The 14552-nt window shown below is 40.4% G+C and carries 11 protein-coding genes; all 11 read right to left on the bottom strand.

Features of this window, described 5'->3' with window-relative positions:
- Nucleotides 1-34: 34 nt before the first annotated feature.
- Complete coding sequence (locus I8752_RS35440) at nt 35-2470, bottom strand: eCIS core domain-containing protein (RefSeq protein ID WP_214436823.1); 2436 nt, start codon at nt 2468-2470, stop codon at nt 35-37.
- Between the two features lie 180 nt (nt 2471-2650).
- Nucleotides 2651-3127 carry an N-acetylmuramoyl-L-alanine amidase gene (locus tag I8752_RS35435; RefSeq protein ID WP_214436822.1) on the bottom strand — a complete coding sequence of 159 codons (477 nt, stop codon included), beginning with the start codon at nt 3125-3127 and terminating at the stop codon, nt 2651-2653.
- Nucleotides 3124-3381 carry a hypothetical protein gene (locus I8752_RS35430; RefSeq protein WP_214436821.1) on the bottom strand — a complete coding sequence of 86 codons (258 nt, stop codon included), beginning with the start codon at nt 3379-3381 and terminating at the stop codon, nt 3124-3126. The genes I8752_RS35435 and I8752_RS35430 overlap by 4 nt, the downstream gene beginning before the upstream one ends.
- Nucleotides 3378-5354, bottom strand: a complete 1977-nt coding sequence (locus I8752_RS35425; RefSeq protein ID WP_214436820.1) for an ATP-binding protein — start codon at nt 5352-5354, stop codon at nt 3378-3380. The genes I8752_RS35430 and I8752_RS35425 overlap by 4 nt, the downstream gene beginning before the upstream one ends.
- A complete protein-coding gene (locus I8752_RS35420) occupies nt 5351-6601 on the bottom strand; it encodes a DUF4255 domain-containing protein (protein WP_225896118.1) in 1251 nt (416 codons plus the stop codon). Before I8752_RS35420 ends, I8752_RS35425 begins: the two co-directional genes overlap by 4 nt.
- On the bottom strand, nt 6598-9927 hold the full coding sequence (locus tag I8752_RS35415) for a hypothetical protein (protein ID WP_214436819.1): 3330 nt from the start codon (nt 9925-9927) through the stop codon (nt 6598-6600). Before I8752_RS35415 ends, I8752_RS35420 begins: the two co-directional genes overlap by 4 nt.
- A complete protein-coding gene (locus tag I8752_RS35410; RefSeq protein WP_214436818.1) occupies nt 9927-10664 on the bottom strand; it encodes a T4 family baseplate hub assembly chaperone in 738 nt (245 codons plus the stop codon). Before I8752_RS35410 ends, I8752_RS35415 begins: the two co-directional genes overlap by 1 nt.
- Before the next feature lie 120 nt (nt 10665-10784).
- Nucleotides 10785-11597: a hypothetical protein gene (locus I8752_RS35405; RefSeq protein ID WP_214436817.1), complete on the bottom strand. Its 813-nt coding sequence runs from the start codon at nt 11595-11597 to the stop codon at nt 10785-10787.
- A 257-nt stretch (nt 11598-11854) separates the two neighbouring features.
- On the bottom strand, nt 11855-12322 hold the full coding sequence (locus tag I8752_RS35400; protein ID WP_214436816.1) for a phage tail protein: 468 nt from the start codon (nt 12320-12322) through the stop codon (nt 11855-11857).
- A 10-nt stretch (nt 12323-12332) separates the two neighbouring features.
- The gene (locus I8752_RS35395; RefSeq protein WP_214436815.1) at nt 12333-14006 is read right to left on the bottom strand and encodes a phage tail sheath family protein; all 1674 of its coding nucleotides are present in this window, start codon (nt 14004-14006) and stop codon (nt 12333-12335) included.
- Between the two features lie 297 nt (nt 14007-14303).
- The coding region (locus tag I8752_RS35390) for an AAA-like domain-containing protein (RefSeq protein ID WP_214436814.1) at nt 14304-14552 on the bottom strand (249 nt) is incomplete at its 5' end.

The following is a 14552-nucleotide window of genomic DNA, read 5'->3' as shown; positions in this document are numbered from 1 at the left end:
ATGTAAAGAAATAGAAATGTTTCTTAGAAGAGGGTTAATCTTGGGCAGGGCTAGGCAAAGGATCGCGGCTGTGTGAATTAAAATGATTCCCAGTATAGGTTATATGTATAGTTTCGTGTGAGGATCTGTTTTGAGGCACAATGGTTGTATAAATGCTACCATCAGGATTGTGGACGACAATGGTCAAACCTAATGCTGTGGCAACAAGTCCAGGGGTAGTATTTTGAGTCCACAGTCCATCCTGTAAACTGTTTATAGTTGTGCTTACTGTGTTATCGTTAGGGACTTGACCTAATACATCTTGTAGCATATTAGGATTCTCTAGCAATTGATGTATAACGGTTTGACGAATCATTGATTGATCTGTCGCTGTTGAACGCATGTTGTACATAGCCTCATACACAGCATGGAAAAAACAATTACCATCTCCCTTAGTTTCATTAATGTATAAACCATTCTCATCTTTTTTGGCAGTTGTAGTTGTTAGCAAGCTAGATGGTTTGCTACCTGACTTTAATTTAGAACTTTTACTAGAAGGTTTTTTTACTTTGCCTTCTGGTTTGGAAACTTTTACAACCTTTTGTTGTTCAGCAATAAACTTACTTTTTTTGTCAAAATTATCGCTTACATCTCCCTCGTTTAACAGGTGCTTACTTGACCTTTGCTCTACCACTATGTAGTGTTCGCCATCGTGGGAATATACAGCTATTCTATTTGTTGGACGTGGGTGAGTATGTCTTACTGTGATGTCATTATTTTCTTTATCCTTGATTTCATTATCAGATTCATCAAGGGCTTTTGATTCCTCTGTATCTGTGTTTACCTTTTTCAGTTTTTTTGCTCCTTTCTGTCGAGTCTTTATAGCTTTTTGTAGTTGCTCTTTAATTGAGTTTGCATTAGAATTTAGTTTTTGATTCTGCAATTGACGAGGACTATTAAATGTATCAAAAGCCTTCTTAATAGACTCTTTGATATCTTTATCTTCTTTTCTCAACCACTTTTCTAACTCATATGTTTCTTGATCGCTAAGAATACTAACTACAGCATCTTCTGGGCTAAGTTTGAGCATTACATGAAAGTGATGCTTCTGATCTTTTTTAATGTTTTTCTTATCAATATCATGATATATAAACTTTGCTTCCTGATATATTATGTGTGTCAGTAGTGATTGTATATGTCTGTCATCTTGAAGTTTACCCATTTTTTCCTTAATTTTTTGTGCCTCATCTCTTGCTTTTTTATACACTTTTTGATCGCTTATTTCTTTAGGGCCGAACATTTCTTCAAAGCCTTGTTCTCCTTCTTGCGGAATCTGCCCCAATTTACTATATGGAATAGCTACATTTGTTTGTGTATTTATATTGCTTGTTTTCTGAGGCTTGGATATCTTGTATCTAGCGGCATCATTAGTGATTTCTAATTTATACCTATTATTTTTAATCTTTGTATTGTACTCATTCAAAGCTTCATTTAAAGGTCCCTGCTTTGATAATTGACTTAACAACTCTTTCTTAGCTGCTATGTAAATTTGAGTGTTGTACTCTTTCATTTCTAAAGGGCCATGTATTAACTCAATGCAAAGAGTACCTCTATCTGCTCCCTCAGTTTCTAGCCGAAATACTGGCAAGCCACCAAACGTTTTTTCATTTGTCTCAGCCAGTTTGACTCCACTTTGCTCGTCGGTTTCTTGGTTCTCAGATTTTAATGTTAAAGTTACAGATGTCAACTCTTGTTCTATACCAACACGATTTGGCGAGTCATTTGCCTGTGAACTGGCTACAGTTTGTACAGTAGCCCCATTCTTTTTGAGTACAGTAGATGCAATAGACCCATTGCTCTTTGATTGTATCTTCTGTCTATGCAGTGTACGCCTACTCTGCTGTGCCACATGAGTCAACTCATGAGCAAGCAACTCCTGTCCTCCTCCGCTGCCTGGCTCATACGCCCCCTGCCGAAAGAACACATCTTGCCCCGTTGTAAACGCCTTTGCCTGTATTGATTGATTCAATTGATCAGCCCGAGAATCTGTGTGAACCTTCACCCCACTGAAGTCAGCCCCAAACGCCTTTTCCATCGGTTGCCGAATCTTGTCTGCCATCGGTCGTCCGGCTCCCTTTGCTCGATTGATGGAGGCTTCTAGGTCTGGCGTAGCAGCCATTCCACCATCACTAGACCTACGCTGTAATATTGACGACCTCATCAGTCTTGCTTCGTTATCTATTGTCTCCATCTTCTCTCGCTGAACAGTTTCATCTTCACCTGACTGCACAAACGCAGGTGCATTTATTCGCTGCACCACCTGCGCCGCTACCCGATCCGCTTCCTGTTCGTATTTATCCCCCACTGCGCCAATCATCAGCTTCGTCATAATCTGTTGTGGTTTAGTTGTACTGATAGGCACTCGGCTAAAATCTTTAGACAAAGCTGAATTACTCAACGGCTGTGCTTCTTTATCTTCTGTTGATTGCACCCCTGCGTCCGAAACAGAACGAATGGCAGCACGCTGTAAAATGCCACTCGCCTCGGATGTCTCACTTTTTTGCTGTTGATTAGTTTGAGCAATTTTTTTACTAGTCATGGTTTGATTCCTCGATATTCAACATGCCATTCATTGTGCTGCTCAGTCGCTTAAGAAATGTCTCGTCATGTGTCAGGCTATTGTCTCTTTAAACTTTTCAAACGATACTTCATCAGGCCAAATCCATTTGGGACAATCAGTTCCGCCAGCCATTGTATCTACCGTACGGTGCGTATAAATGTGAGATTTCTGAATTTTGTACTTATCTACCAAATATCCAATTAGGTTCAACGAACACTGTTGTTGCTCTGGTGTCATACCTAAATTATTTTTGTCAGCAACATGTTCAATTCCGATAGACCGATGATTCATAGTTCTGTCACCTGCGTGCCAGGCTGTATGAGCTTCTAAGACCATCTGGATGCACGTACCGTCACGAGCAACAATGTAGTGTGCAGAAACTTGCGCTTCAGGGTCTTGGAATTGAGCTATGGCTGCTTGCAATGAACCATCGGTGTTGTGACACACAATAGAATCAATTGCTAAGTCGCGGTAATCATTCTGATTTTGAGGGCTTGCAGGAATCCATTTTACGTCTGGTCTACTCATGATTTTTCTCCTAATATTTTGATAACTATTTCTTGTGCAATTTGTTGCCCCATTTGGGTAGGGTTAGTTCCAGGCTTTAGCTGAATCGCACCACTAGGCACTACCCCACCTGAGAGCAAGTTGTCTGGTAAACCTTCATTAGCCAGCAACCGCCCCAATTCACTCTCCACCTCTGCTTGCAACAACCGCGCCTGACTGGGAGAAATCGGCACTCCCTCTAAAATCAGTTTTTCTATATCAATATTGATATTCATTCCCTTACCCCCGTAGATACTGAAACCCGAAAATCCGCTTCATTCACTGGCCTATCCAACTTGCGAAACTCAGCCCGTGCCGCTGCCAACACCAACTGCATCGTCACAGGCGTACCAGCCCCAGCAGCTAGAAACGCAGCATTCAACGCAATATTGTGGATACTGCCGCCCGTCATATTCAAACGTGCCAAGCGGTTAAAATCTAAATCCTGTATTGGTGTCTCTGGTGGAAATACCTTTTGCCACATCACCTGACGTTCAGCCACACCAGGAAAGGGAAAATTCACAATAAACCGCAAGCGACGCATAAAGGCATGGTCTAACGAACTCTTGAGATTAGTTGCCAGAATTACCAAACCGCGATAAGCTTCCAATCGCTGCAACAGGTAATTCACCTCAATATTGGCGTAGCGATCGTGGCTATCCTTCACCTCAGAACGTTTGCCAAATAAAGCATCCGCTTCATCAAAAAATAGAATTGCCCCGCCGTCTTCCGCCGCATCAAACAAACGCCGCAGATTTTTCTCTGTTTCTCCTATATATTTGTTGACTACAGATGAAAGGTCAATCCGGTAAAGATTTAGCTGCAAATCATTGGCTATCACCTCCGCCGCCATTGTCTTGCCTGTGCCGCTTTCCCCCGCAAACAAGGCACTAATCCCCATACCCCGATTCATACGGTTGTGAAAACCCCACTCTTGATAAACTAGACTGCGTTGCCTGATTTGGTCAGCAATTTGGTGCAGCAAGCTTGTCTCTTCTGGTGGCAAAACGATATTATCCCAAGTTGCTTTCGGGTCGAGGCGTTGAGCTAAAGTATCTAACTGCGGACGAGTACTAGCAAGACAAGCCGACCACAAACGATTTTGAATTTCACAGTTGGGTGTTTCAGCTAACACTTGCTGGGCAATTTGCTCAATATTGACTAAATTAAGGTTAAATTGAGTTGCTAAAAGCTGTGGACTGCTATCTGCTAGTGCTACCAATGCCTCAGTCCAAGTTGCTTTTTGTTCGCTGGGTGTTGGCTTTTCAACATCTATGACAATTGTGGGCAAACCCAATTGCCTAAGTTCACGAGTGCTAAGGAAAAGTAGACCACCGCTGCGGGTAAGAAACCGATGTAAGGGAAGTGCTTGTCCTTCTGTAGTCGGTTTGTCAATTTCTTGAGCATCTAAATATAGCGCCAGCGGCAATAGCAAGCTTTCCCGATGCCATAAACGAGCAACTGTCTCTAACTCTCCCGCCTGGGTAGGCAATAATTCCACTGACAAACGATAGACATATTTATCTAGTTGGGCTGTTATTTGTTGGGCGATTAGTTGCTTGCTGAGGGAATCTGCCCCTACTAGCTGAATAATTGGTAAACGTTGCCTTTTATCGCTTTGGCACAGTTGCAGAATAATTGTTTCGACAACAGCCTTTTGGGATGGCGGTAATTTTACATTCCACTCCTCTGTTTCCAGTGGCATCAATAATGATGCCAAGCGATCGTCTAGAGAATTTAATCCTTTGATATAGTTTAATATACGTTCATCGACCCGTAAGCCGCTCGTAGTCAGCGGTTGAACTCCTGACTGGTGAATTTCGATTAATCGCCAGTAACGTAAAGGGCGTTCCCAAGAAAGGGCATCCCAAGTAGGTTGCTCGAATATTGATAAAGCCAAGGCAAAGGTAGGATAAGCCTGATGAGAATTATCGAAAGCTCTGGCACAAAGACGAGCCATACCCGGATCTAATTCCATTGCAACGCATAACAGTAAAACCTGTTGTTCAAAGTCAGATAAATCTAACTTTTGACTTAAGAAAGATATTGCTGGGGATGGATGTATATTCCTCGTTATTGTAATTTCTGTGACTTTAGGTTTTTCAATATCAGGTAACTGTGCAAGCTCACACAAACGCCAGCGTAACCAAGCCAGTGCATTTGCTAAGTATTCTTCATTGTTTGCTATCCAAGAATCGAGGTTGTTCATAAAATCACCACCTTCTGATTCTCATCGAAAACAGGCGGTGTCACCGTGCGATCCACTAGTAAACTATCTACCCCATCAATCCGCACCCGCACAAAATACTCACCTGGTGTAACATTTGCAATCCGAAACTCCAGGCTGTCTGTTTGATTTGGATGTGGTTGAGCCAGCACTTCGCGATCGCCTAACAATAACGCTACTCGCTGTCTTGGTCGCACTTGGGGGTTTAAAATCAGAGTGAGACTTACTTCGCCATTAGCATCTGCTGTTGCCTGTCGTGGTACAATATCCAAGATTTTAGGTGCTAAGGCAAAAGATAATTCATTGGTAGTGCGACTTGGTTCGTTAGTCCGCGTTACTTTGACTACCACGGTATAAAAACCCGCCGCCCAGTTTACAGGCTCATCAGGTAATTGAACTCTAATATCTGTTGCCGTTCTCTCTCCCAAAGGTGGCAATTCCAGAGAAATTTCTAAACGAATATTTGTCAGATATATAACTACATTTTCAGCATCTAAGTGAAAACCATTAAAAGTTAGAATATCGCCCAATCTGCCGCTAGCTTGTTGATTAGGTAATTGCAGAGAAACTAATGTGGGCAAGGGAGATAATAGGTTTGATTGCAGAATTGGGCCGCGATCGCTAGACTGACGTTTAATAACTGGTAGCGGAGTTTTTGCAGGCAAGCTGCTTTCAATCAACACTACTGACACTTCATAAGCAGCTGAAACTCGATAAGGTACTTGAAAAGTTGACCAGAGATTAAACACCTCTTCCACAGATAGTGGTTGATAATCAATTCGCAACTGTTCTTCTTGTAAGTCAAGGTCGTACTCTAGAGGATCGGTAGCAGGTAAAGCTGCCCTAATATCCGCAGAAGTAACGATCGGATGGTCATTAAAAACACTCATTGCCACACCTAACAGACGATGACTCGTAGGTTCTGGAAAATCATCATTTTGGGCGTAAGCAGTTAGCAAGTAGTAGAGATTCAACGGCAAAAGCTGATGTCCTGTTTCACCAGGCTTCACTTGAGAAGGAATATCCATATTCCGCCAAGTTGGGTTTATTTGAGTATCGTAGAGAAACAGATTAACTTGGTCACCGCTACTAACAGTATTATCTCGCACCTTATCCAATGGTCGTGTCGTCACAGTGATTCCACCAGAACCCTCAGTGTCAAACCTTTGCTGGAGGAGGTGACGCAATGTAATTGTGACAGCGGCAATAGCCAAAGCGTTGCTCATCATTTACCTCCCGCACGCCGACGCAAGTATTCATTCAAACCCATCACGGCTGGCGCTGGACGAGGCTTTGGTCGAGGCGGGGGTGGCGCTGGGGCTGCGCTGCGAATTTCCAACTGACCAATTGTGACTTGAATAGCAGGTGGTGTGTCTAAACCCACTGAAGATTGCTTATGGGCTTTTTTTCTACTACTTGCAATGACTGACAAATTTTTCACACTCAGGTCATTTATCGGCTGAGATAGTGGTTTTAAATCAGATTCCTCTAATTCTCTAAAGAATGGATACACCGCCCAGCCTTTGCCTCTATCCGCAGACATAGAAAAATTAGGGGATGCGTTTTGGGGTAATATTAAGTTTTCATCTGGACTAGTCAATATATCTTCATTGCGATTAATTTTCTGGCGTTGCATATTTGCAGGATGATCTGCGTGACTAACGTTCGTCTCTCTCTCTGCTTGCCCCAATTTATCCGATTGTTCTACAATGCCAATTTTTTGGCTAGCAATATGTTTGCGATAATTCGTATTATAGTTTTGCGATCTGACTTCTTGAGCAGAAGCTTTTTCTCTATGGAAATCAGACAAGTAAGAGTCAGAAAAGTTTACTTGCGATTGTATGTCAGTTCCTGCGGTTGAAGAATATAAAGTAGGAGTTGGTGTTATATATGAATTAATAGCAGTTAGCCCAGTTGCCGGTTGTGAAGTGGCAGATAATAGTAGATTATTTACGAATGGTGGAGTAGAACTGTTTGTCTGAGGCGAAGATAATTTAGTAGAGGCATCCGTGAGAATTGGATGCATTGATAAAATATTTTTGTGGACAAACCTCTGTCGAACTCCTGACACATTAGACGTAAGTTTTTCCTGTGGATCTATAATTTTTTGTGTAGCAATTGTAGGTGTTAAGCTTTGTTTGTGTGAATTCACTAAGGTAGTATCAATAATAAATGCGTTAGCAGAGCTTACCGTTCCTCGTTCGACGAAGTCGTTCTTGAAGAGTAAAAGTTCTTGCAGGGTAGGTATCGCCTCATGTTTTACTTGTGGTTGAATTACAGTACTTAAGGCAGGAATGCTAGTATCCACAGTTAGTACAGGTGTTAAAGCTAGTACCACCTCGCTTGCAGATGCGTTAGCGGAGCTTACCTTACTACTTTGTGGAAGCAAGCTACGTGTAGCGTCTCGCAAAGAAGGTATTGCTGTTGGTTGTTCTATAATCTGATTTAATAATATTTCTGAAGTTGAAATATTCTCTGTTTGTAGCGTAGGCTTTTGAGGTAATTCACTCACAAGTTGTTCCTGTGGTTGAATCACAGTAGAAGTAAGATTATTCGTTTGCGCTGCTAAGGCAGGTATTAAAGGCAGAACTTGAGTAGTAGTAGGTGCGTTAGCGAAGTTTACCTTACCACTTTGTGGAAGTAAGCTACGCGTAGGCTCTTGCAAAGAAGGTATCGCTGTTGGTTGTTCTATATTCTGACTTGATAATATTTCTGAACTTGGAATATTTGCTGTTTGTAACGTTCGCTCTTGGCGTTGGTGCAACCATCGCTTTTGTGTTAATTCAGCTACAGGTTGTTCCTGTGTTTGAATTGCAGTAGAAGTTAGAGTGCTAGTTTCTCCTCCTAGCGCAGATATTAAAGGCGATAATTGAGTAGTAGGTGCGATCGCTGTTGGTTGTTCTATAATCTGACTTAATAATATTTCTGAAGTTGAAATATTCTCTGTTTGTAGCGTTGGCTTTTGAGGTAATTCACTCACAAGTTGTTCCTGTGGTTGAATCACAGTAGAAGTAAGATTACTAGTTTGCGCTGCTAAGGCAGGTATTAAAGGCAAAACTTGAGTAGCAGTAGGTGCGTTAGCGAAGTTTACCTTACTACTTTGTGGAAGCAAGCTACGCGTGGTACTTCGTTCGACGAAGTCGTTCCCGAAGGGTAGAGAAGATATCGCTTTTGCTTGTGATTGAAGTTGAAGGGGAAATGCTTCAGAATTTTCAACCGATGTTAACTGAGAATGGGTAAAGACTGAATTAATTTCTGTGGGTTGCTTATGTAAGTTTTCAGTTGTAGATTTTCCCTGTTGTAGAAAGCTAGGGATTGATAAGATAGTGCTGGTTTCTGCTTGTATTTGCGGTAGAGATTGCTTGAGATACAATACCTTTGCTAAGGGATGAAGAGAAACTGTTTGACTAATTTCAATCAATTGGTTATTTAATGATTGAGTTGTAAGTCCTCCCGATTTTTCCACAACTAACTTTGAGACAGGAGCATTCTTTGGCTTTGCGATTGCATTCATTAAAATTGCGGTATTCAGATTTGGCTGCAAAAAGGTGTTCTCTTGGGGAGCAAATGCCAATATTACTGGTTTTGTTGTGTTTTCGTTAAAAATTATTTGCAAATCTGACTTTATAGGTAATTGCAAATATAAACCCAGACGATGATTAATGCTAATTGGTTGCTGGGGTAAAAAATTAGGTGTAAGCTGCTTCTGTTTAGAGATTGAGTTAGAGAGAAAAGTATTTAACTCTCTAGTCTGTACAGAAATGAAACGATTCGATAAAGAAGTCTTTGTTTGTGGCACATCTGTATTGGCATTAGGTACTATTTGATTTACAGGTGTTGAAGGTCTTTCTGATTCTAGAAAAGGTTGAGTTAGAAATGGTTTATAATTGATTGTATTTGGAGGTTGGATAAAAGAAACAACAGGATTAATGTTATTTGATTGTTTTTGTAAGAATTGAGCAGGAGTTGAAGTTAGTGAATTAGGGCGTGTTTCTTCCTCTGCATTGGAAATTAATAACAGATTATCAATATTTGAAGGTGGTAAATATGAAACAATAGGACTAATTTGATTTGGTTGATTATTTAATAATTGAGCAGAAGCAAAAATTGGTGGGATAGTGCTTGTTTTTTGCTCTGTATTTGAAGTCAATTGCTGATTATCAGTGCTGATTTGAGTCAATACTGATTCTGGAAAAGACCAATTGGAGGATAATTCTAAGTCAGGCTTTGGTGAAAAATTAGAAGTTGACTTTGGTATTTCTTGGGAAGATTGAACGGGCGTTGAAGTTAAATTAGTTAAAAGCGGGTTAGTTACTTCTTCAGATATTTGCAAGTTTGTTGCAGACGATTGCCACTCCAAGGGCTGTACAATCTCAAAACCGGGAAATTCCTCAGCTTGTGGTGTTATTTCTAACTCAGTTGATTCTGTGGTAATCGGTAGCTCCCAGCCAAGGGTAGATTCTGGTAAAGGTTCAAAGACTGATAATACAAGAGGTTGAACTGTATCAATTAGGTTAAAGCTTTTAGCTATCAAATCAAAAAGATAATTCCTCATTAGTGCGCTACCATATCTAAATACAATTGTCGTCGTCTCGGACTCATCGCCAAAATCTCAGCTTCACGCCAACTATAAGCAGTAGCCAAAGTATGTACCTCTCGCAAAACTCGAAATGCCCAAGCATTAATCTCAGACCAGAAGAACGATACAATGTCAAATAACGATCGCCATTGGTGGTTGCAAGCAGAACAGGAAATATCAATTGACACATTTGCTTGAGGATCTACCTGAGCCATTTGAGCAATAATTACATCTCTCGTATGAGATGGCAATTGCTGGAACGGCAGGTATTTCCCATCACACACTACTTCCAAAATACAGCGTTCTAATAAAATCTCTTGGGCAATCTCTGGCTGTTTGTATTCAGCGATCGCTATCATATCTAAACTATTTGGCAGCCGAAAACTCACCTGGTAATCAGCAAGCTCAAAACGATATTTCTCAACTGATTCAATTGACAGCGATGCTAAACGCATCTCTGCAATATCAAAATCAAGTTCCAAGACTTCACCACAGCTTGGACAGGTCACTTGACTAACCAGTTGCGAACCAAATGTCCACTCCCGCAATGTCAGCAGCATAGCATCACGCTGACCGAGGCTGAGTTGAGTCAGCATATCTATGGAGGTTTCAGGACAAGCACTACTTAATAGCTTGATTGCTCTAGACCAAGATGGCTGATTATGTCCCCATTCCCAGATATTTAACAGTTCTAAAGCTGATAGCGATCGCATAGAAATCCTACTTTAATCTTGCTGAGTATATTAAGAACTGAACCTTTCTATGGCAGATTTTTGTATTTTCAAAAATCAAATCGGAGTTCCATAAAAGGTTTAAATCTTTCATTGATTTAATTACCTACCAACAAAACCACCAGTGTCACCACCTGCCCAGCAACTTTTGTTTATACAGACTTTAGGTAGTTTTTGGTCAAATAATTCTTTAAAGTAATCTAACCTACTGATATTCTGTCCTTCATAACCTTTTGGCTGACAAATTCTTCCCTCATAATGTCCAGGAACCCTGACTTGACCCATAACATAAATATCGCCCCCAACTGAACTAGCGCTCATTTCCTTTTGATGTGAATAGGCAGCAATATAGCAACCTGGAGAGCCGATAAAATCGTTAACTGTAGGTATAGAAAAATCATTAGGGAGAATGTACTGATTGGGATCAATTGTAGTTACAGAGGACTGTGGAACATTACCACTTTTTATTATATAGTCCAACTTTGAGATAATATAAGGATCTTTGATTAAGCCAGCATCAATATTAAATTGCAGCAGTTCAATTCTTTTGTTCTTATCATCTGGTTTAGTTGCATTTGTTATAAGTTCGGATTGAAACTTAAGTTCTTCAAGTTGAAGATTAGAACTTCCCTGAATAAATGCTACAATACTCGATGTCAAAAATCCAGCTAAAGCAGCAACAACAGCCGTAGTTGTTGGATTACTCAAAATACTGTTGGGAAATCTATTCTGTTTAGCTTTAATTAGATTTTCTTCTCTTTTGATTTCCTGCTCATTTTGATTTTTCTGTTCTTCTAATGCTAGTTTTTTAATTTCAATTAAATTATTCAAGACAGTATCATCAATTTTGCCATTATTACTCACAATGAAGTGATTAATAATTTCATCAATGTTCTGCTTATTTTCTAAATTCATAGCTAATGTACCTCATTAATCTAACCGCCTTGTCTAGGCAATTTATGCAAGACCCAATTAACAAAGGTTTGCTTCAAGCCAAATTGATTAGCAGGAGTTGGCAAGTTAAGTTCAGTAATCCATAAAAATCTTATTTAAATTTTGCTAAGTATACGGGTAAGTATACTTAGCTGTTTGAAAAATCAAATAGGATTTCTATAGTTGATTTCCTACTGATTGAATAATTAACATCTTGATTAACTCAGCCGAGTTAATTATCAAGCACGTTCCCAACCTTCGTTTTCTATCTTTATGTATTCGATAGCGACAGCATTAGCACTAGCATCTAGGTCTGGTAAAGCTTGATATTCTGAAACCCAGCAACCAAAAACGTTATATGAAGTCGCTTTCTGACCAGCTTCATCACGAACCTCAATAGTGATATCTTTACGGAAATCTGCCAGAGACACTTCTGGACTACCACCAAGCGCCCAGACCTTATTTGCCCATTGTTCAAAATCAGGATCTTTGCTAACACCTCGTTCTAAGGTGATGGGATCGTACTTGCTTTGTCCGGGAGACTTATAGACAGTGCTAGGGTCGCCGCCCGTGCGGTGTTCTATGACCTCAGTGGTTCGCTTTAAACCACTAACTTTACTTACCCCAGCCACGTCCTTACCAGCGAATTTCACAACAAACTTAAAGTTTTTGTAGAGGTCTAAACGCTTACCTGAAATAGAAGGCATATATTTCTCCTTAAACTGCTATTTGTCCGGCTATTTGCTGAATTTTGAGAATGACAAATTCAGCAGGTTTGAGAGGAGCAAAACCAACAATAATATTGACAATTCCTAAGTTAATATCATTTTGGATTGTTGTTTCTTTATCACACTTCACAAAGTAAGCATCTTCCGGCTTACGACCTTGAAAAGCTCCTTGAAGGAAGAGAGTATGCATAAAAGCTCCAAGATTCAAACGAATTTGCGCCCACAATGGCTCGTCATTTGGCTCAAAGACAGCCCATTGCGTACCGCGATAAAGACTTTCTTCCAAGAAAAGCGCGAAACGGCGAACTGGAATATACTTCCATTCATCGGTAAGACGATCGTCTCCCTTGCGCGTCCGCGATCCCCATATCACACGACCAAAAGCTGGCAAAGTTCGCAAACAATTAATTCCCAAAGGATTCAATTCTCCATTTTCTGGATCTGTTAGAGGTACACTCAATTGTGGTACACCCGTCAAGGTTGCTTCTGTGCCTGCTGGAGCTTTCCACACACCGCGTTGAACATCAGTACGAGCAAATACACCCGCGATCGCACCACAGGGAACAAATTCTTCTATTTGATTTTCTCGTAACGGATTTGGCTGTTTGATTCGAGGAAAGAAAACAGCAGCATAACTAGTCGGCGCACCAAGGTTTTGAATACCATCCTTGGCTTTATCTTTATCAGTCCAATTAGTAGGCGGGTCGATGATGAAAAATGCGCGACGGTCTTTACAAAATTCTGCTGCTGAATCAACTAAAGAGTCATAATCTATATTGCCATCATTTTTATAAGGCGGAATACAAAGAATATTAAACAGGTCAGCTTTATTTAAAGCATAAAGGCCCTGTTTATTTGCTTCCTTATTTAACCCTGTGAAGTCGTTCACATCTAGATCGTCACCATCCGCACCGCTGTTTTCTTCGGCTTTGGTGTTTGTATCGTTATCATCCCACAATTTTTTATCTAATGTTGGTTGAGCATGGGCAGCTGGTCTGTCTGTTGGCAGAGATTCATCTCTAAATCGAACAAAATAAGACTCATTCAATAAAACTTTATCTACTCGTCTGGGATGATTTGGCAGCACCGATACGTTGCGAAATACTTCTAATTGACTTGTATTTTGATCCAGAACTGTAATGTTGAATAGTTTTTGTGACTCTGCGTCATCTCTTACATTAATATCTACGTATTCAATCCGCACTTTTAAAGCATTTCCCCAGCTACCTTCATTTGCTGCTTCTAAATTAAGACCATTCACATTTAGTTGTGCCTTCTTAGCAGTGGCTTGACCTTGGTCTGAAGTTTGACTTTGTCCTGGAGCTTGACCTTGGTCTGGAGTTTGACCTTGATCTGGAGCTTGACCTTGATCTGGAGCTTGACCTTGTCCTTGTTTAGAGTGAATGAGTCGGACAATAATTGCCTGGCTACCACCATTGAGGTAAAAATCTCGTACAGCATAGCCAAGGGTACTATTCAGCCACAACCCTCCAAAAATGCGTTCAAAGTCGCCATAACTGTTGATAGTAATCGCCTCGTCTACAGGGCCTCGTAAGGCGCGACCAATAAAGGCAGTAATAGAGGTTGATACGCCTGTAATAGTGCGTACTCCACTAGGAATTTCTTCTACGTAAACGCCTGGATAAGTTGGTTGTATGGGCATTGTTCATTCTCTGGTTAAGTATTTAGAACTTACAAATTGACAAAATAGTCAACTTTTAAATAAAAAATTAAGAATAGTTTGCAAGTTTTAATGTCGGGAACAAAACCTTTGAGCAAGTGAGCCAAATTCGCATTAGATATAATATTGCAGCGAATTACTTTTAATATTAGTTGTCTAATCGGCTCTGAAACTCATAAAACTCATCCCATAACTCATAGTAAAACTCATGAAAAATAACATCTTTTAACTAAGTACCTTGAGTCTCAACAATTGCATAGGGTTTCCATAGCAATCGTACTAATTCATATTTTTATTCTGCAACGCCAAATGCTGCTCTTTTTTCCTAAAAAATCGTCGATATAATTCACAACTTGCGATCGCTTGAGATCCAGAAAGTTTAATCAACCCCATACTGCTTAATTTGTGAGTGAGAATGGGATCTAAGAGAATAGCTTCACTAGCATTCAGAACATTATCAAAAGCTTGTGCTAACTCAGGCTGTTTTTGCAAGGTTGCCCAGTGACGCTGCAAGTGATAAGAATAAAT

Source organism: Dendronalium phyllosphericum CENA369 (assembly GCF_016056275.1).
Classification (GTDB): domain Bacteria; phylum Cyanobacteriota; class Cyanobacteriia; order Cyanobacteriales; family Nostocaceae; genus Dendronalium; species Dendronalium phyllosphericum.
The sequence above is the reverse complement of the archived record's forward strand: the minus strand, read 5'-3'. Positions and strand labels throughout refer to the sequence as shown.

Excerpts from the sequence above, each read along its gene's own strand:
- I8752_RS35415 (WP_214436819.1), bottom strand. The coding sequence starts at position 9,927 with ATGAGGAATTATCTTTTTGATTTGATAGCTAAAAGCTTTAACCTAATT.
- I8752_RS35435 (WP_214436822.1), bottom strand. The coding sequence starts at position 3,127 with ATGAGTAGACCAGACGTAAAATGGATTCCTGCAAGCCCTCAAAATCAG.
- I8752_RS35410 (WP_214436818.1), bottom strand. The coding sequence starts at position 10,664 with ATGCGATCGCTATCAGCTTTAGAACTGTTAAATATCTGGGAATGGGGA.
- I8752_RS35395 (WP_214436815.1), bottom strand. The coding sequence starts at position 14,006 with ATGCCCATACAACCAACTTATCCAGGCGTTTACGTAGAAGAAATTCCT.
- I8752_RS35405 (WP_214436817.1), bottom strand. The coding sequence starts at position 11,597 with ATGAATTTAGAAAATAAGCAGAACATTGATGAAATTATTAATCACTTC.
- I8752_RS35420 (WP_225896118.1), bottom strand. The coding sequence starts at position 6,601 with ATGATGAGCAACGCTTTGGCTATTGCCGCTGTCACAATTACATTGCGT.
- I8752_RS35400 (WP_214436816.1), bottom strand. The coding sequence starts at position 12,322 with ATGCCTTCTATTTCAGGTAAGCGTTTAGACCTCTACAAAAACTTTAAG.
- I8752_RS35430 (WP_214436821.1), bottom strand. The coding sequence starts at position 3,381 with ATGAATATCAATATTGATATAGAAAAACTGATTTTAGAGGGAGTGCCG.
- I8752_RS35425 (WP_214436820.1), bottom strand. The coding sequence starts at position 5,354 with ATGAACAACCTCGATTCTTGGATAGCAAACAATGAAGAATACTTAGCA.